The organism is Thalassolituus sp. UBA3500, from assembly GCF_002377545.1.
Classification (GTDB): domain Bacteria; phylum Pseudomonadota; class Gammaproteobacteria; order Pseudomonadales; family Oceanobacteraceae; genus Thalassolituus.
In genome coordinates this window covers 1-16,351 of the sequence record NZ_DFQB01000002.1, presented here as the reverse complement: position 1 = coordinate 16,351, position 16,351 = coordinate 1, and the positions used below count along the sequence as shown (strand labels likewise).

17 protein-coding genes and 2 pseudogenes are annotated in these 16,351 nt (G+C 51.6%); 11 read left to right on the top strand and 8 right to left on the bottom strand.

Annotated elements, in window-relative coordinates; all coding sequences use genetic code 11:
- From B2R29_RS01635 to B2R29_RS01625, 3 genes are all read left to right on the top strand, one after another.
- On the top strand, positions 1-494 hold a 494-nt coding region (locus B2R29_RS01635), incomplete at its 5' end, for a hypothetical protein (RefSeq protein ID WP_301179495.1).
- Positions 495-518: 24 nt separating this feature from the next.
- Entirely contained in the window at positions 519-1,859 is a 1,341-nt protein-coding gene (locus B2R29_RS01630) for a cytochrome-c peroxidase (protein ID WP_301179494.1), read from the top strand.
- Between the two features lie 27 nt (positions 1,860-1,886).
- Positions 1,887-2,882 carry a DoxX family protein gene (locus B2R29_RS01625; RefSeq protein WP_301179493.1) on the top strand — a complete coding sequence of 332 codons (996 nt, stop codon included), beginning with the start codon at positions 1,887-1,889 and terminating at the stop codon, positions 2,880-2,882.
- Between the two features lie 12 nt (positions 2,883-2,894).
- Here B2R29_RS01625 and B2R29_RS01620 read toward each other — a convergent pair whose 3' ends face one another.
- Complete coding sequence (locus tag B2R29_RS01620) at positions 2,895-3,791, bottom strand: DMT family transporter (protein ID WP_301179492.1); 897 nt, start codon at positions 3,789-3,791, stop codon at positions 2,895-2,897.
- 150 nt (positions 3,792-3,941) lie between these two features.
- Between B2R29_RS01620 and B2R29_RS01615 the strand changes: the two genes are divergently transcribed.
- The gene (locus tag B2R29_RS01615) at positions 3,942-5,498 is read left to right on the top strand and encodes a methyl-accepting chemotaxis protein (protein ID WP_301179491.1); all 1,557 of its coding nucleotides are present in this window, start codon (positions 3,942-3,944) and stop codon (positions 5,496-5,498) included.
- Positions 5,499-5,518: 20 nt separating this feature from the next.
- On the opposite strand, the gene B2R29_RS01610 is transcribed toward B2R29_RS01615, so the two are convergent.
- Positions 5,519-6,034 carry a glycine cleavage system protein R gene (locus B2R29_RS01610; RefSeq protein WP_301179490.1) on the bottom strand — a complete coding sequence of 172 codons (516 nt, stop codon included), beginning with the start codon at positions 6,032-6,034 and terminating at the stop codon, positions 5,519-5,521.
- 187 nt (positions 6,035-6,221) lie between these two features.
- Between B2R29_RS01610 and B2R29_RS01605 the strand changes: the two genes are divergently transcribed.
- The 4 genes from B2R29_RS01605 (at position 6,222) to B2R29_RS01590 (ending at position 10,027) form a co-directional block, all read left to right on the top strand.
- A complete protein-coding gene (locus B2R29_RS01605) occupies positions 6,222-7,526 on the top strand; it encodes a homoserine dehydrogenase (protein WP_301179489.1) in 1,305 nt (434 codons plus the stop codon).
- A 150-nt stretch (positions 7,527-7,676) separates the two neighbouring features.
- Positions 7,677-8,435: a substrate-binding periplasmic protein gene (locus B2R29_RS01600; protein ID WP_301179488.1), complete on the top strand. Its 759-nt coding sequence runs from the start codon at positions 7,677-7,679 to the stop codon at positions 8,433-8,435.
- 69 nt (positions 8,436-8,504) lie between these two features.
- Positions 8,505-9,440, top strand: coding sequence for a LysR family transcriptional regulator (locus tag B2R29_RS01595; protein WP_301179487.1), 936 nt, complete (start codon positions 8,505-8,507; stop codon positions 9,438-9,440).
- Positions 9,441-9,598: 158 nt separating this feature from the next.
- On the top strand, positions 9,599-10,027 hold the full coding sequence (locus B2R29_RS01590; RefSeq protein WP_301179486.1) for a hemerythrin family protein: 429 nt from the start codon (positions 9,599-9,601) through the stop codon (positions 10,025-10,027).
- Here B2R29_RS01590 and B2R29_RS01585 read toward each other — a convergent pair.
- Complete coding sequence (locus B2R29_RS01585) at positions 10,011-10,925, bottom strand: D-hexose-6-phosphate mutarotase (RefSeq protein ID WP_301179485.1); 915 nt, start codon at positions 10,923-10,925, stop codon at positions 10,011-10,013. The genes B2R29_RS01590 and B2R29_RS01585 overlap by 17 nt on opposite strands.
- A 61-nt stretch (positions 10,926-10,986) precedes the next feature.
- Between B2R29_RS01585 and B2R29_RS01580 the strand changes: the two genes are divergently transcribed.
- Together B2R29_RS01580 and B2R29_RS01575 are read left to right on the top strand one after the other, a co-directional pair.
- The gene (locus B2R29_RS01580; protein ID WP_301179484.1) at positions 10,987-11,466 is read left to right on the top strand and encodes a GreA/GreB family elongation factor; all 480 of its coding nucleotides are present in this window, start codon (positions 10,987-10,989) and stop codon (positions 11,464-11,466) included.
- A gap of 226 nt (positions 11,467-11,692) precedes the next feature.
- A complete protein-coding gene (locus tag B2R29_RS01575; RefSeq protein WP_301179483.1) occupies positions 11,693-12,508 on the top strand; it encodes a lipase family protein in 816 nt (271 codons plus the stop codon).
- A 30-nt stretch (positions 12,509-12,538) separates the two neighbouring features.
- Here the strand turns inward: B2R29_RS01575 and yghU are convergent, their stop codons facing one another.
- The 5 genes and pseudogenes from yghU to pyrC form a co-directional block, all read right to left on the bottom strand.
- A complete protein-coding gene (gene yghU / locus B2R29_RS01570; protein WP_414716597.1) occupies positions 12,539-13,300 on the bottom strand; it encodes a glutathione-dependent disulfide-bond oxidoreductase in 762 nt (253 codons plus the stop codon).
- Positions 13,275-13,772 (bottom strand): annotated as a pseudogene (locus B2R29_RS01565) (glutathione-dependent disulfide-bond oxidoreductase); the annotation flags it as partial. The pseudogene B2R29_RS01565 and the gene yghU, both read right to left, overlap by 26 nt.
- 112 nt (positions 13,773-13,884) lie before the next feature.
- Complete coding sequence (locus B2R29_RS01560; RefSeq protein WP_301179482.1) at positions 13,885-14,241, bottom strand: YacL family protein; 357 nt, start codon at positions 14,239-14,241, stop codon at positions 13,885-13,887.
- Positions 14,241-14,891 carry a ribonuclease T gene (gene rnt / locus B2R29_RS01555; RefSeq protein ID WP_297532301.1) on the bottom strand — a complete coding sequence of 217 codons (651 nt, stop codon included), beginning with the start codon at positions 14,889-14,891 and terminating at the stop codon, positions 14,241-14,243. The genes B2R29_RS01560 and rnt overlap by 1 nt, the downstream gene beginning before the upstream one ends.
- Before the next feature lie 23 nt (positions 14,892-14,914).
- Complete coding sequence (gene pyrC, locus B2R29_RS01550) at positions 14,915-15,952, bottom strand: dihydroorotase (protein ID WP_301179481.1); 1,038 nt, start codon at positions 15,950-15,952, stop codon at positions 14,915-14,917.
- Between the two features lie 153 nt (positions 15,953-16,105).
- On the opposite strand from pyrC, the pseudogene B2R29_RS01545 reads away from it, so the two are divergent.
- Positions 16,106-16,351, top strand: a pseudogene (locus tag B2R29_RS01545) (hypothetical protein); the annotation flags it as partial.

Here is a 16,351-nt window from a genome sequence, read left to right as displayed (position 1 = left end):
GCTCTAGTAATCTGCCTGACAAGGATAGTGGCAATATGAACGTGTTAAAGGCACTGATTCTGTTGTTTATCGTGTTTTCACGTGTGAACGCAGAGGGCGTGACACAATCACAGCTGCCGGTCTCAGAACGTTTTTACTCTGACCGACTCGATCTCCAGGTGGAGATTCGAGCCGTTGAGCATTTTATGGCGATCAACCAGCTTCAGCATTGGAACGTTAGTCTGATGCGGTTGGATGGTACGCCAATCGTCATAGAATCCCTGACCTTTGATGGCGGAATGCCAGCTCACCGGCATGGCCTGCCGACGACACCAAAGGTCGTTGTTGCTGAGTCTGGTGCGGAAATAAGGGGCATTCGATTTTCTATGCCAGGAGTGTGGCGCTTAGTTCTCGGGATAGAGACGAAAGACACCGGGGTCATACTGCAATTTGAAACAGACTTGCGATACGGTCAGGCACCAAGCTTTATATCTGCCGAATTTCGTGAGCTATAAGCTGAGCATTGAAAAGGAAATTTCATGCAGAGCGATCAACACAAATCAATACTGTGGCTATTTACCACAGTTCTTTTGTTCTTGCTGATACTGTTGGTAGGTATAAAAGAATATTCATCATCTGGCGACTCTGACGTTGCAGGCGAAACAATCTGGAGTCATGAGGAACTTGCTCTACTTCGGTCACTGGCGCTTTCGACTGGCAACAAGCCTCACTCTTTTGAGCAACAAACAAACAAGTTCGCCAGCTCACCGGCCGCTGCGGCGTTTGGGCACCGACTATTTTTTGATACTGACTTGAGCCGTAGTGGTGCGACGGCATGTGCCAGTTGTCATCATCCCGATAAAGCCTTTACGGATGGTTTAGTGCATCCGGCAACACACTTACAACCGGCACCTCGGAATACCCCCACGCTCGTTGGAGCCGCCCATTCGCCATGGCAATTTTGGGATGGACGCAGTGATAGTTTATGGTCACAAGCACTTGAAGCACTGGAGAGCCCGTTAGACCATGGAATGTCGAGATCGGAAGTCATTCAGCTCATCAAAAAAAAATACCGTACTGATTATGAGGCGCTGTTTGGAATGCTTCCGGCAAGCGATGACAGTGCTGCCATTGATCGTGCTTTTACTAACGTTGGTAAAGCAATCGGTGCCTACATTGCCAGGCTGGAGCCAGCCCCTGGCAGGTTTGATCGCTACGTCGCCGGTTTGGTGGGCAGTCTGGATTCCGCTGCTCCAGTTGAGCGTCTGACCAGGACTGAGATAGCAGGCTTAAAGCTCTTTATCAGTGACGAGAAAGGGCAGTGTATTTCGTGCCATAACGGCCCGCTGTTCACCAATAATGAGTTTAAGTCGATTAATGTCCCTGATTTTTCAGGGAGCGATCGTGGCCGTTTGGCCGGTGCTGAGGAGGTTCTTCGCAATGCGTTTAATTGCCTTGGTGAGTTCAGTGATTCAGAAGAGGAGAGCTGCGGCGATCTGATTTACATCAAGCAGAATGATCCTGAGTTAACCGCCGCTTTTAAAGTACCAACCCTCCGTAATCTCAGTTTCACTGCACCTTACATGCACTCCGGTATATTCCCTCGCCTGGCTGATGTACTCAGATACTACAACCACCCATTGCAACGTGCTGGTGATCATCTGGATATTGTTCCTTTGGATATGTTCCCGCATGAACTTGAGCAGCTGGAAGCGTTCTTGATGACGTTGGACGGCGGTATCAACGTTGATCTGAAGTGGCTTAAACCTCCCGACAATGGCCGTCAGCAATTTTCGAACAGTGAGGTTCTTCGAGCGACTCAGGCTGGATTTCAGCGGCCAGAAGCTCCGCAGGTAGTCGTGATATCAAGCCAGCACTGATTTTTTACTTATCCTGAGATACTTCTTATGAATAAACATTATTTAGCATTGCTGTTGTGCCTTGCTCCATTACCTGCTTTGGCTCATGTGCGCTGGTTTGTGCCCGTAGGAACAAACCTGCCGGCAATGAGCTTGCCCTCTGATTGGTTGGCGGTGCTTTTAGTGAGCGGAGCTTTAATGTTTATGGCCTCGGTATTGGTCGTGGCCCGAATAGCGGCTCAGTCAGACGCATTAAGCAGGATAACTTTCTCTCCGTGGAACAGTAAGCATCACCTTGAGTGGTACTTGCTATTTCTTCTGGTGAATCTTGTTTTCATTCATAACCTGCTCGAAGGTGAATTTCTTGGACCGCACTTTTTTGTGATGCCCGATGTCATGATGATTGGCGTGGTGCTTCAGGCTCTGGTGCTTATTCTCTCAGTTGTGTCTTTGTTATTGACCGGGGTGGTCTTGTTGGTGATTGCGCTCTGTGGCGTGGTTGTCTTCTCGTTTGAGAGTGGCATCGATTACTTTTTTGAGGTCGCAGCACTGGGGCTCGCGTATATCCTTGTTTCGACGCGCATCAACGCGCTCGATCGCACCTGCTTTGCGCGATATGAGTTGACTCGGTTGGCAGATCTGGCGCCAACCATTTTAAGGCTGGGGTTAGGTCTTCAACTGATCACACTGGCGATTCATAACAAGCTGTATGAGCCAGCGGCAACCTACTTTTTTCTGACCGAGCATCCGTACTACAACTTCCCACAGTTTCTTGGTTGGGCAGACTTTACTCATCTGCACTTTGCGCTCGCTGCCGGAGTGTTCGAAGCCGCGTTCGGCGTTATGTTGATGCTCGGTCTGGCAACCCGGTACGTTCTTCTGGTGGTGAGTTTCTTCTTTATATCAACCGGCATTATTTCCGGGCTTGAGGAGGTGATGGGGCATTTGCCAATTTTTGGAGTGATCGCTGTACTGTTTGTTGCCGGAGACCGACGCTCCCTAGATACGAATGAGGCTGAGACTCTGGCGCCAAGCCCAGCTTAGAGGTTAGTAGCGCTAGGTTTTACGGGCCAGCCACATCCGTACGGCGCTCCAGCGATTTACCACGAGGGAAAGGAAGATCAGCGAGCAGCCGAAGAGCTGGCTGAGAGACATGGTTTCACCAAACCATAGTGCGGCAAATGTGGCTGTCCAGACCGGTTCAACAATCATAATGACTGCCGCATGAGAGGGGGTGGTCATTCCTTGAGCATATGTCTGTATGAAAAAGCGTGCAGCCGTACCGACAGTGACACTAAGAAGCAACCACCACCACATGTCTCTGGTCCAGGTCTTCGGCCAGTCTTCAGTGCCTGCTGACAGAGCGATGGCGACGATTCCTACGATGGATAACTGAATCGCACTGAGCGCCAGTGCGGGGACGTGCGCTGCTGCCCTGCCATTGAGAATAAACGTCATCGACAACAATAGTGCAGCGGTAAAGAACAGCAGCTGGCTCAATTCTGGTCTGAATCCGTGTTGTAGAGACAGCAGCCCCATACCGGCAAAGGCCAGAGGCAGGGCAATCCAGCTTGCCCGGGACATCGCGTCACCGAAAAACAGCCAACTGATCAGTGGAACCAATACAACCGCCAGACTGGTGATAAATGACCCTTCACCGAGGTGCGTGGCATAGAAAAGCCCCATAATCCAGGTGCTCATCGCGATGCCAAACAGAATGCCGACGCCCGATGAGGCTTTCCATTGGTGTTTCGTTAACTTCCTTAGCCCTGAATATCCGGGGATAGCCAATAGCAAACCCGCAAACAGGAAGCGAGTGCCGATAAACAACAGGGGAGGGAAACCGTCCAGGGCCTCTTTCGAGAACATCCAGCTGATCGCCGCGAGAACGGTCACAAGTAACAACATCATGTCAGCTTTGAATACGACGGGGCTGGTGGAGGTCTGTGACACGTAAGGCACTTCTTATATAGACGGACAGGGCGCGAGTATTTCACAGCATGGCTCATCCTGACAGATGAGATTATGCCAATTCCCGGGCGCAACTTTCACAAATCAGAATCGCTGCTAATCTTTGGTTGACAGGCAACCTGGATAATCACGATGCGTAAGAATCTACCCGTCACAGATAAGGAACGGACATTTCCCGAAGAGCAGAAACTGATCTCTTCAACCGACCTGAAAGGCAAAATCGTGCATTGCAACGACGCGTTTGTGGAGGTCAGTGGGTATAGCCGTGAAGAACTGATAGGACAGCCACATAACCTTGTACGCCATCCTGATATGCCCGTTGACGCTTTTGAGTCCATGTGGAAGGAGCTCAAGGCAGGTAAGCCCTGGATGGGGCTGGTGAAAAATCGTTGTAAAAACGGTGATTACTATTGGGTCAGTGCGTATGTCACACCGGTCATCGCAGATGGTGTTGCTGTTGGCTACGAGTCCGTACGCACTGCTCCTTCACGTGATCAGGTTGTACGCGCGGAAGCCGTTTATCGTGGCCTGGTTGATGGTTCATGGCACAGAAAGCGGAAGCTGAAGAAGTTGAAACAACAAGCGTTGTTACCAACAGCGGTGCTGTTGATGATTGCAGTGGGCTATCAGCTCAATGGGTATAACGGTGCGCTCGAAGGCGGTTCGCTCGGAGTTATCGGCGTCCTGCTGTTCTCAATGGCACGGCTGAAGCGTCGTCTACGGGATCTGTCGGTGCAATCTTCAGGCTTTTTCAATGATCCGCTCGCTGCTCGTGTTTATCATAACCGTGATGATGCAGCGGGCCAGGCGGCTATGGCGCTTACCAGTCAGAATGCACGCCTGGACACCATTTTGACTCGCATTGAAGATGCTGCTCAAACGATGTCAGTGAAAACCGGCGAGGGGTTGAGTAAGTCGATGAGTGCGCACGGTCAGATTGAGAAGCAGCAGGGCGAAAGCCAGCGCATTACATATGCCATGCGTGAAGTGAGCAACGTCATCGAGGCGACGACGAAGAACATTCATGAAACAGCGGTTAACTCGGTTCAGGTTCAGACTCTGGTCAAGTCAGGAACAGATCTGGCATCCAGCACACACAAGGCCATTGAGGCGCTGAATGAAATCACTGAAAAAGTGACTGAAACCGTCAGAACCATCGAAACCGAGACATCGCGGATTTCAGCCGCAGCGGGCGTCATCGAGGACATCGCTGAGCAGACAAACCTGCTTGCATTGAATGCTGCGATTGAGTCGGCGCGAGCAGGTGAGCAGGGCCGTGGGTTTGCGGTGGTTGCTGATGAGGTTCGGACTCTCGCTCAGAAGACTCAGGATACAACGAGTGATATTCACCGGGTGATCAATGATTTGTCGGTCAGTGTCTCAGCAGCCGTTGAAATGGCTGCCGGTGGATCGGAGTCCGCGGCTGGTGGCCTTAGCAAAGTGAATGAGATGGAAGTGATGCTGAAAAGTATCTCGTCCGCCGTTGATGATATCGCCAGCGTGTCAGATGCGATGGCCGAGTCGGCGAAGCGCCAGGCGGTACTGACTAATGAAATGACAGAGCAGGTCGGTAATGTGTCTGAGCTGACCAAGGGGTCTCTCAGCCAGTCCACAGAGGCCGCGTCGACGATGCAGGACATTGGTCGTCTCTCCACCGGGCTACGCGACCTGGTTCAGCGCTTTCGCTGAACACAGTTTCCGTCGGTCGGCTAGTCGGTAAGCAATTCAACCATAAGGTCGTCAGAAAGGGCTTCAAGAGCGTCACTGACGTCCTCGTGATCCAGAGCGTCAGGCACACTGGCTCGGATCTCACTTCTGAACAGAGGGACTGCAGACATTTCGGCAGGCTCACAGCTGGTGCTTAGTTCGAGAACATTCACTCCAATCTGAGCAAGCGCTTGTGACACTTCACGAACAATACCCGGGCGATCGTTACCCACCACGCTCAGATTGACAACATGGGTTGCTTGCGAGCTTAACGGGCTGGCCGGGTTTTCAACTCTGACAAGAAGCCCCGAACTGTCGAGACTCGACAGAGCAGCAACCAGCTTACTCTTGTGCTCGCTATCAATGCTGATACGCAGAATGCCTGCGAATTTCCCCGCCATCTGCGCCATGCGACTTTCCAGCCAGTTACCCTGATGATCGGCAATCACCGAAGACAATTTCTCAACAATCCCCGGTTTATCGTCAGCAATGACGGTTAGAACGAGAAAGTCAGGCATGCTTGATCCTTACAAATTATTTTTAGAGCAGAAACGTTATCACAGGCTTATAGGGCTTCCTATGCTAATGCGGTAAATATTGGTCGCAGAGGATTTCGTTCAGCTTCTAATATGATACATTTACGCCCCAAACCCTTATGGGCATGGTAACAGGCCATGTCTGATCGACCTGACAGGAGATTTGATCTTGAAACCGGTAAAAGTAGGTATCTGCGGTTTAGGTACAGTAGGCGGTGGTACATTTAACGTACTGACTAATAATGCGAAAGATATTGCACGCCGTGCCGGTCGGGACATTATTATCGAGCAGGTTGCCATGCGTCATCCAAACCCGGCGGTGGAAATCGGCTCTGTTAAAACGACAGAAGATGTCGCCGATGTCATCAGCAACCCTGATATCGATATCGTGGTAGAGCTGATTGGTGGTTACACGGTTGCAAAAGATGTGGTGATGGGCGCGATCGAAAACGGCAAGCATGTCGTGACTGCCAACAAAGCGCTGATTGCAGTCTATGGTTCAGAAATTTTTGCTGCAGCTGAGGCGAAAGGTGTGTCGGTGATGTATGAGGCGGCTGTCGCAGGTGGCATCCCGATCATTAAGGCCATCCGTGAAGGCCTGGCTGCGAACCGTATTAACTGGCTCGCAGGCATCATTAATGGCACAGGTAACTTTATCCTTACCGAAATGCGTGACAAGGGCCGTGACTTTGCTGATGTACTGGCTGAAGCACAGGCACTGGGTTACGCAGAGGCCGATCCAACCTTTGACGTTGAAGGCATTGATGCGGCCCACAAACTGACGATTCTCGCGTCGATCGCGTACGGTATTCCGCTGCAATTTGAGCACTGCTATACAGAAGGTATCAGTAAGGTTGCACCGGAAGATGTTGAGTATGCAGAGGAGCTGGGTTACCGGATTAAGCATCTGGGCGTGAGCAGCCGCACAGAGAAAGGTATTGATCTGCGCGTACACCCGACTCTGATCCCAGAAAATCGCCCAATTGCAAAGGTGGATGGTGTTCTGAATGCCGTGACCGTGAATGGTGATGCTGTTGGCGACACCCTTTACGTAGGCGCAGGTGCTGGGGCAGGGCCAACCGCTTCGGCTGTTGTGGCTGATGTGATTGATCTGGCACGTACCCTCGAAGCGCCTGCTTCGGCAAGCGTTAATCACCTGGCGTTCGATAGTGAGAGCATAGATAACCTGCGCGTATTGCCAATTGAGCAGGTAGAAACTGCCTACTATTTGCGTATTCAGGTTCAGGACCGCACTGGTGTACTGGCGAGCATAGCGACGACGCTGAGCGAGCACGACATCAACATAGAAGCCCTGATCCAGAAAGAGCCGCGTATGGAGAACGATCTCGCACAGATCATCATTCTGACTCACAAAGTAGAAGAAGCTCGGATGAATGCTGCCATCGAAGCCGTTGAGAATCTGGATAGCACACACGGTAAGATCACTCGTATCCGTGTTGAGCATCTCGACTGATTTCAGTTCGATATTGCGACATTAATAAAAACGGAGCCTAAGGGCTCCGTTTTTATTTCTCTTGCCGAGCTGTCTTTACAGTCAGAATAGAAGCGTACTTCTGAATTTAGAGTATTCTCAATAAGTAGTTATTCAATCAGGACAAGGCCTATGTTAAGTCGAATCGTAGTCTCCGCAGTATTGTGTTTGGCGGTTCCGTCTTTTGCGACGGCCGATGACAAAGTTGTCCGGTTAGCTACTCTGGAATGGGCTCCATACACGAGCGAGTCTGCTCGTCATGACGGAGCAACGACTGAAGTTGTCCGGCGCGCCTTTGAAGCCATGGGCTACCAGCTGGAAGTCGTGTTTTACCCCTGGGAGAGAGCCATCAAAATGGGCGGAGACCCGGGTTATGGATTGCATGGCTATTTTCCTGAGTACTTTCGTGAAGACAGTGCGCCGGGTGGGGTATTTTCAGATCCGGTAGGGTATGGCCCACTCGGTCTCGCTGTGCGTCTGGATACTGAAGTGAGTTGGGATAACCTTGAAGATCTGTCGCCCTATACCATAGGTACCGTGCAGGGTTACGCCAACACAACCGACTTTGATGCGCTTGCCGCAGAGGGAGTTATCAATGTCAGTGAGGCCATGACCGATGTCACCAATCTTATGAAGCTCGTGTATGGCCGTGTTGACCTTTCTGTCATTGATCAGCATGTGTTCGAGTACCTGCTATCGACCAACCCTGAGCTTAACGCCGTGCAACAACAGCTTCAGTTTCACCAGAAGCTGCTTGAGATGAAAGCTCTCTACGTAACGTTTAATTCTGCAAACACTCATCTGGCAGATATTCTGAATCAGGGACTCGCTAAGATTGACGTACGCGCGACCCAGGAAGAGGTATTCTCGGATTATTACCTGAGCAAATGAATATCGTTTTTCCATTTATCAGGTGAATGGTGTAGGCTGCGCGCATGTATCCTGTTGCGCTGTTCTACCATGAATCTTGATCGTATCGACCTTAACCTCCTCGTATATCTCGACGTACTGCTGCGTGAAGGCAGTGTCACCAAAGCTGCTCAACAGCTGGGGATTACCCAGCCTGCTATGAGTAATGGTCTGCGCCGGTTAAGAGACCTGTTTGGTGACCCTCTTCTGGTACGGACATCCGAAGGAATGACCGCAACAGAGCGTGCTCAGGAACTGCAGCCGGTTATCCGTAAGGCGCTTGGCGAACTTCAGATGGCGTTGCAGCCTCAAGAGGAGTTCGATGCCAGAGTCAGTCATCGGGTTTTCCGGATTATGGTCAGTGATTATGCGGAATCTACATTGGTTCCTGAATTAGTTAAGCGCCTTCGCTCCGATGCACCGGATGTCATTCTTGATGTTCTGACCCCGTCAGACGTTACCTTTAAAGACGTCGAAGCCGGAAAGGTCGACATGGCCATCAACCGCTTTGATGAAATGCCTCAGTCGTTTCACCAGATGACGCTCTGGCAGGATGACTTTGTGTGCCTGGTGAACCCCGACCATCCAAACGTTGATCGCTTTGATCTGGAGGCCTACCTGATCAGTAAACATATCTGGGTAAGTAAAACCGGGATGGGGGCGGGGGTAGGCATCGATCCGGAGAAAGTTGTGCGTCTGGGCTGGGTCGACAATGCATTATCTAAGTTAGGGCAGAAGCGCAAAATATCTGTTTTTACCCGGCATTATCAAATGCCGGCACTGCTTGCGTTGAATAATGATCTTGTGGCGACCCTGCCACGCAAGGTCGCTGACATGCAGGCAGAGTCAGCTTCTTTGCAAGTGAAAGAACCTCCGTTTCAGATTCCCCCGTTTGAGTTGAAGATGGCCTGGTCGCCGTTACTTCAACATCACCAGGCACACCGCTGGTTGCGACGCATTATCGTTGATGTAGCGCAGTACTGTTAACAAGCAGCATTACGGTGTAGTGCTCTTGTAGTGCTGGTGTACCCCGCTCGTGGCGAATTGTCCGGATTTGTCACGCAGCTTGATTCACATCAAGCTATAGCCATCCTGTTAGGACACAATAGAGCCTGTTGATAAGAGCGTTAATTCAGGAGGCGGTCATGTCCATGATGTTTTGGGATTACCCGCGATTGCCGGTTCATTTTATGAATCGCGAGCACGAGACCTTTGTTGGTTTGATGAATGACGCGGAACAGGCACTGACGATGGGGACTTTCTCGGTTCAGCACTTCAGGCGCCTTGTGCAGCATTGTCAGGAACACTTCGCGCATGAAGAACGCGAAATGCAACGCACGAACTTCCCCGGTCTGGAGTTACATAAGAAACAGCATGATCGTGTTTTACAGGAAATGGCTGAGCTTCTCAGGGGGTATATCGAGACTCAGGACATTGCGCCCATGCTGAGCTATCTGCAAGACGTGTTACCTGAATGGTTTACTCAGCACATACACACACTGGATCAAGTAACAGCGCATTACCTCGCTGCCGCCTACGCTAAATCACACCGCCGGGCTAAATCGACCGGTTAACCAGAGTCATACGTAAGGTATGGCTTTCGCCAGGACTCAGAGACACTGCGGCGTCCATGACGTCGGCGGATTCAACGCAGAACATTCTCTTCCAGGCGTCATCCTCAAACTGGCTCAGACGTGCTCCTTTCTCAATCCACGGATTCCAGACGATGGCAGTACGATTGTTGCCACTCAAGGTCATGGTCTTCCCGGGAGACTGCAGAGTAAGGTTACCTTTCACTGTATAGATGCGGTCTGTTTCTTCGACAAAGGCAACCGGCCCGGTCTGAGCTTTTTTTACCCAGCTGTCGAGGGCGTCTATGTAGTGCTCGCCTTCAAGTCCAGAGATGCTCGTCTGTGTTATGTCGACGGTCGGAAAATACGTGTGCAAGGCCTGAGATACCGTAACTTCGCTCTGTCCGGCGGTGGTCGTGAGAGCAAGTGTCAGAGCGGATGCAGACATGCTGATCTGCAAAGACAAAGAGGCATCGCCGCGCCACGATGTATGTGCAGGCTTCTCAAGCAGCATGTTAATAATAATCGTTGAGTCAGATTCGCTGACCTCGCCCAGAGCCCAGTCCTGGGAGCGGGCGAAGCCATGCGCTGGCGGGTTATCCATATTAATGTAGTTTGATACAGACGGCGGATTTTTCGCTGCATCACCAAACCAGGGCCAGCAAATGGGTATTCCACCCCGAAGCGAAGTTCCGGTTTTATATTCTGCCGTCTCACTTAACCAGAGCCACTCGTTCCCCTGAACTGTAAAGCGCAGCAACTGCGCACCTTGTATCGCGAGGTCCGCACTGAAGTCCGTATGTCGAATGACAATCACTGGCAGGGCGTCACGCATTTCTACGGAGAGGTATTTCATGTCGCTCAGTTGATCGCGCAGTGCGTTATACTTCTGCTGAGTCATAAGGCGGTTCCGAATTCGGGGATATGCATCGATGATGACACAGTGCTGGTGGGATAAATAGTTGAATAAACAATTACTTAAAGACGCGTTACTGAGATCACTCGACGAAGAGATCAATGCCGCATTGGTGGCCGCCGGTGAAGCTCATGCAACCGCTTCGCACGGCGAAAACAAGCCCGAGAATCAATACGATACGCTGGCTCTTGAAGCTGCTTACCTCGCGCATGGGCAGTCAGAGCGGATACTTCAGCTGCAGCAAACCAGAATTAATCTCAGTCGCTGGGTGGCGCCCACCTTTAATGAGGACGATAGCGTTCGCATGGGAGCGTGTGTCGTACTCCTCTCCGAAACCGATGAAGAACGGCAAATATTTATCGCTCCACTGGGGGGGCGTGAACTGGACTTTGAAGGTCAGAAAATACTGGTGGTTAACCAGGAGGCGCCGATAACCCGCCGCCTTATTGGCTTGTCTGTCGGAGACGAAGTGGAGCTGACATTGGGTGGGCGCAGTGCAGTCTGGGAATTACTGGCTATTCATTAAGCTGCACTTTTTCTTTCTCTGTCTATGTTAGAGGCTCCTGTACAATTTGCTGCCAAATACGTCCCATGGCGCCATGTTAGAAATAGTGGCGCTTTACTGGTGAGCAATGCAGGTCAATTGTCGAGTATATCCCCGCCACGACTTTAGCCAGAGCTCCTTGTCATAGACCTGTTATTCGTAGGTGTCATATACCTGCTGTTTCGATACAGCAGCTAAGGACAGGGCGATGCGACAGGTCTCACCGTATAACACCAAACTTGATAAACATAATGCTTACTGGATGGCGCGGATTGCTGAAGCTGTGTATGAGTGCACTTCTGATTGTGATCAGCTCCCTAACGAAGCCACAATTCTGGCTGGGATTAAAAAAGATGATCGTAGTTTTCGCTCTGTGATGGGGGTCGACAAAAACTCTGCGCAGGCGGCCCTCATTGAGCACGAAGACTATTTATGTATGGCATTTCGCGGAACCAATGAGCTGGCAGACTGGCTCGATAATCTGAATGCCTTCTCTACACCGCAACTATTCGGCGAATTTCATCGAGGGTTCTGGTTGTGCTGTGAGGATGTCTGGGGCCCCATGTTTACGCGTTGTCTGGAATTACAGAGTCAGAAAAAGCGGCCCGTATTTTTAACGGGGCATAGTCTGGGCGGCGCAATGGCTACGATTGCAGCAGCGCATTTCGTGCAGATGGATAAACCCTTCACCAGTGTGTATACCTTTGGACAGCCACGGGCAATGACGCGTGAGACTGCTCAGGTTTTCAATATGGAATGTAAGTCCCGTTTCTACAGGTTTCACAATAACAATGACATTGTGACGCGGGTTCCTGCACGGGTTATGGGATACAGCCATATCGGCAGCTACCTTTATATCTCTGAAGAAAAAGAAATTTATCGCGAGTCCGGCTTCTGGTTTCGCTTTCTTGATTATGTGGATGGTGCGTTGAGTGACTTGCGCGAGGCGGGGATCGACGGTATCAAGGATCATGATATGGGCGAATACCTCCAGGCCATTGAAGCCTGGGATATTCGCGACTGATCGCGCAGTTAGTCGCTGCGCGAAATCAAATCACTCTGGTAAATCTTTACTGGAGTGGCGTTCATGAATCTGCTCTGACGCATCACCCCAGGTGCGATTGATTTTGCGTCCGCGTTCTACCGCCGGACGCCCGGCAATGAGTTTCGTCCAGCGCTGTAGGTGTTCGTAAGAATCGACATCGAGAAACGTCCCGGCATCGTAAAGTTCCCCCTGAGCGAGAACGCCATACCAGGGCCAGATGGCGATGTCGGCAATCGAGTACTCTTCGCCTGCCATATAGGTGTGTTTGGCGAGGTGCTTATCCAGCACATCAAGTTGGCGTTTTACTTCCATTGTGAATCGTTCAATGGGGTATTCGTATTTTTCCGGCGCGTAGGCGTAGAAATGGCCGAAGCCGCCGCCGATGAAGGGCGCGCTGCCGACCTGCCAGAACAGCCAGCTCAGAACTTCCGCGCGGCTGCGGTCGGTGGGCAGGAAGGCGCCGAATTTTTCGGCCAGATGCATCAGGATCGCACCGCTTTCGAACACGCGCAGGGGCTCGCTGCCGCTGCGGTCGAGCAGGGCGGGGATCTTCGAATTGGGATTGAGCCTGACGAAGCCCGAACCGAACTGGTCGCCATCGCCGATATCGATCGTCCAGGCATCGTATTCGGCGCCCGCATGGCCCGCCTCGAGCAATTCCTCGAACATGATCGTTGCCTTCACCCCGTTGGGCGTGGCGAGCGAATAGAGCTGGAAATCGTGCTGACCGACAGGCAGCTCCTNNGGCGTAGAAATGGCCGAAGCCGCCACCCAGTAGCGGGGCTGCTCCCATTTGCCAGAAAAGCCAGTTAAAGCACTCAGTTCGTGCGGCGTGAGATTCCGGGATAAAGCGCCCGAATTTTTCAGCCAGGTAGCGCAGAATTGAGCCTGACTCGAATACCCGTACCGGAGTATCACCTGATTGGTCGATCAAGGCAGGTATTTTTGAATTGGGGTTTACATCGACAAAGCCAGAAGCAAACTGATCGCCTTCAAGAATGTTCGTCAGCCATGCGTCGTATTCAGCGCCTGTTTCGCCTGCGGCAAGTAATTCCTCAAGCAGAATGGTCACTTTCACGCCATTGGGCGTCGCCAGTGAATAAAGCTGCAAAGGGTGTTCACCTTTACGGAGTGCTTTATCGTGTGTTGCGCCTGAAACAGGTCGATTAATATTTGCGAACTTACCGCCATTGCCGGGTGTCCAGCTCCAGACTTCGGGCGGAGTGTAGGTCATGTCGCTCATCGTGCGGCTCCTGTCAGTAAAGAATGAGATTCATACTAACGGGAAGACATACGGGTTAAAGATGAGTTTCTGAGACAGTCTGTCTAATGCGTTGGGTGCAGGCTTTCTCGTTTCAGTAGCGGAATTGAATCCAGCTTTCGACAACGGCTTTCAAGTCCTCGAGGCCGCAGCCTGAGGTAAGCTCCATAGTACTCAGGCCAGCCTCCTCATCGAGGTCGTCGTCACTGTCTGCGGTAAGGCGGGTCACGTTGACCTCCCCTTCACTGAACAAGACTTCAAATGTTGGTGTAGCCAGAATTTTTTCGTTAAATACGCCAGCTTCCAGGTCATTGAGCAGATCGAGCAACGCAAACGTCATGTCCCGCTTGGGAATGATGTCGGTATTCAGCCACAACGCCGTGACTTCCTGACCCATATCGAGACGGACCACCAGTTCGCCCGTCTCGTCATAGCAAAACTCGTGATCCATCAGGCGTCGTCTTCTGCCAACGGCCAGCCGCCAAGGTCTTTGTAGCGGTTAACTATGTAGCAGAACAGTTCAGCAGTTTTGAACGTGTCGTAGGCTGCGCTGTGAGCTTCATTGTTATCAAATTCGATGCCAGCCACTTTGCATGATTTCGCCAGCACCGTTTGCCCTAGAGCGATGGCTGCAATTGATGCAGTATCAAACGATGAAAAAGGGTGAAATGGGTCGCGTTTAATGTCGTTACGATCAATCGCCGCACGCAGAAAACCATGATCAAAATGCGCGTTGTGACCCACGAGTACCGCGCGGTTACAGCCGTAGTGCTTTATTTCGCGACGTACGGTCTGCAACATAGGTGTTAGCGCATCAATCTCAAATTCGGCATCCCGTTCTGGATCGAATGGGTCGATGCCCGTGAAGTCCAGAGCTTCCTGTTCGAGGTTAGCACCATCGAACGGGTGAATATTGGCACTCAGTGTTTCGTTCGGGTGCAGATAGCCATCGTCATCCATTTTCAGGGTGACCATGGCGATTTCGAGAAGGGCGTCACTGTCGGCATTAAAGCCACCGGTTTCAACATCGACTACCACGGGTAAAAAACCGCGGAAGCGTTGCGCCATCAACGACTTTTCCTGTTTCTCTTCAATTGTCATGTCGGTCCTTAATTGTCCGGTGGTCAGTAGTCGAGCTTCCAGCGCAGAGTTTCACCTGCACGGAGTGGAACGATGACGTCGTCACCGAAGGGCAGTTCATGCGGAGCCTGCCAGTCCTTTTTAGTCAATGTAATTTCATCGGAGTTGCGTGGCAATCCGTAGAAATCAGGCCCGAAGTGGCTGGCAAAGCCTTCAAGCTTGTCCAGCGCTCCAAGGTCGTCAAAAATTTCTGCGTAGAGTTCGATGGCAGCATAGGCTGTGTAGCAGCCCGCACAGCCGCACGCACTTTCTTTTGCGCCTTTGGCGTGTGGCGCACTGTCAGTACCAAGAAAGAACTTACTGCTGCCACTGACGACCGCTTCCTGCAACGCTTGCTGGTGAATATTGCGCTTCAGAATCGGCAGGCAGTAGTAATGTGGTTTGATGCCACCAACCAGCATATGGTTGCGATTGTAGGCGAGGTGTTGAACGGTAATGGTTGCCGCAACGTTATCGCCCTGACTCTTAACAAATTCAGCGGCGTCTTTCGTTGTGATGTGCTCGACGACCATATTCAGATCAGGATTACGGCTGACGAGAGGCGATAGGATTTCATCAAGAAAGCGCTTTTCGCGATCAAAGATATCGACGTCGCTGTGCGTCACTTCACCGTGCACCAGAAGTTTGATGTCGTGCTCGGTCAGGGCATCCGCAAGCTCATCGAGTTTACCGAGGTCGGTCACCCCAGAAGCTGAGTTTGTGGTAGCACCGGCGGGGTAGAGCTTAACGGCAACAATGTGGCCGGCTTCAGCCGCTTCCTGAATCATTTCCGGAGTGGTGTTGTCTGTCAGGTAGAGCACCATCAAAGGATCGAAATTCAACCCCTGCGGCACCTTCGACATGATGCGTTGGCGGTAGTCGTGCGCCTGTTCCGCATTCATCACCGGCGGTTGCAGGTTCGGCATGATGATCGCCCGTTTCATGACCCGCGCGGTGGCCGGAACGGTGTACTGCAGGACAGGGCCATCGCGAAGATGCAGATGCCAGTCATCGGGGCGGGTAATTGTAAGACGATCAGTCATGGTCTCGACCTTGTTCTAAACTGAGGTGGGAAGATAAGAATGGCCGTTATTGTACCGGATTCTGGCCGGCATTCTTAGAGCTGGCATTCAACTTTTGGAGAATCAGGCCGATAACTTAATTATGAGTATGACTGACAAGCAGGGTTAACAACGGTGAGACGCCTGACGATGATGATTCTGGCATGCGGAGCCTTGATGTCTCCGGAGCTGGTTTTAGCGCAGACGATGAAGTTTTCGGGCGGGCCGGAGGATACCCTCTGGATGCTGAGCGGTAACGTGTTTGAGTGTCGTTTCGAGCAACCCATCCCCGGTTATGGGACAGCGGTCTTCAGGCAACGGGCCGGTGAGGACGTGTCTTTTATACTGGAAACCCGCCGTAACCTCATGTCGACTACCCCA

What these genes read in the sequence shown, in the direction of transcription:
- B2R29_RS01630 (WP_301179494.1), top strand. Translation starts at nt 519, where the DNA reads ATGCAGAGCGATCAACACAAATCAATACTGTGGCTATTTACCACAGTT.
- B2R29_RS01625 (WP_301179493.1), top strand. Translation starts at nt 1,887, where the DNA reads ATGAATAAACATTATTTAGCATTGCTGTTGTGCCTTGCTCCATTACCT.
- B2R29_RS01615 (WP_301179491.1), top strand. Translation starts at nt 3,942, where the DNA reads ATGCGTAAGAATCTACCCGTCACAGATAAGGAACGGACATTTCCCGAA.
- B2R29_RS01610 (WP_301179490.1), bottom strand. Translation starts at nt 6,034, where the DNA reads ATGCCTGACTTTCTCGTTCTAACCGTCATTGCTGACGATAAACCGGGG.
- B2R29_RS01600 (WP_301179488.1), top strand. Translation starts at nt 7,677, where the DNA reads ATGTTAAGTCGAATCGTAGTCTCCGCAGTATTGTGTTTGGCGGTTCCG.
- B2R29_RS01595 (WP_301179487.1), top strand. Translation starts at nt 8,505, where the DNA reads ATGAATCTTGATCGTATCGACCTTAACCTCCTCGTATATCTCGACGTA.
- B2R29_RS01590 (WP_301179486.1), top strand. Translation starts at nt 9,599, where the DNA reads ATGTCCATGATGTTTTGGGATTACCCGCGATTGCCGGTTCATTTTATG.
- B2R29_RS01585 (WP_301179485.1), bottom strand. Translation starts at nt 10,925, where the DNA reads ATGACTCAGCAGAAGTATAACGCACTGCGCGATCAACTGAGCGACATG.
- B2R29_RS01575 (WP_301179483.1), top strand. Translation starts at nt 11,693, where the DNA reads ATGCGACAGGTCTCACCGTATAACACCAAACTTGATAAACATAATGCT.
- B2R29_RS01560 (WP_301179482.1), bottom strand. Translation starts at nt 14,241, where the DNA reads ATGGATCACGAGTTTTGCTATGACGAGACGGGCGAACTGGTGGTCCGT.
- rnt (WP_297532301.1), bottom strand. Translation starts at nt 14,891, where the DNA reads ATGACAATTGAAGAGAAACAGGAAAAGTCGTTGATGGCGCAACGCTTC.
- pyrC (WP_301179481.1), bottom strand. Translation starts at nt 15,952, where the DNA reads ATGACTGATCGTCTTACAATTACCCGCCCCGATGACTGGCATCTGCAT.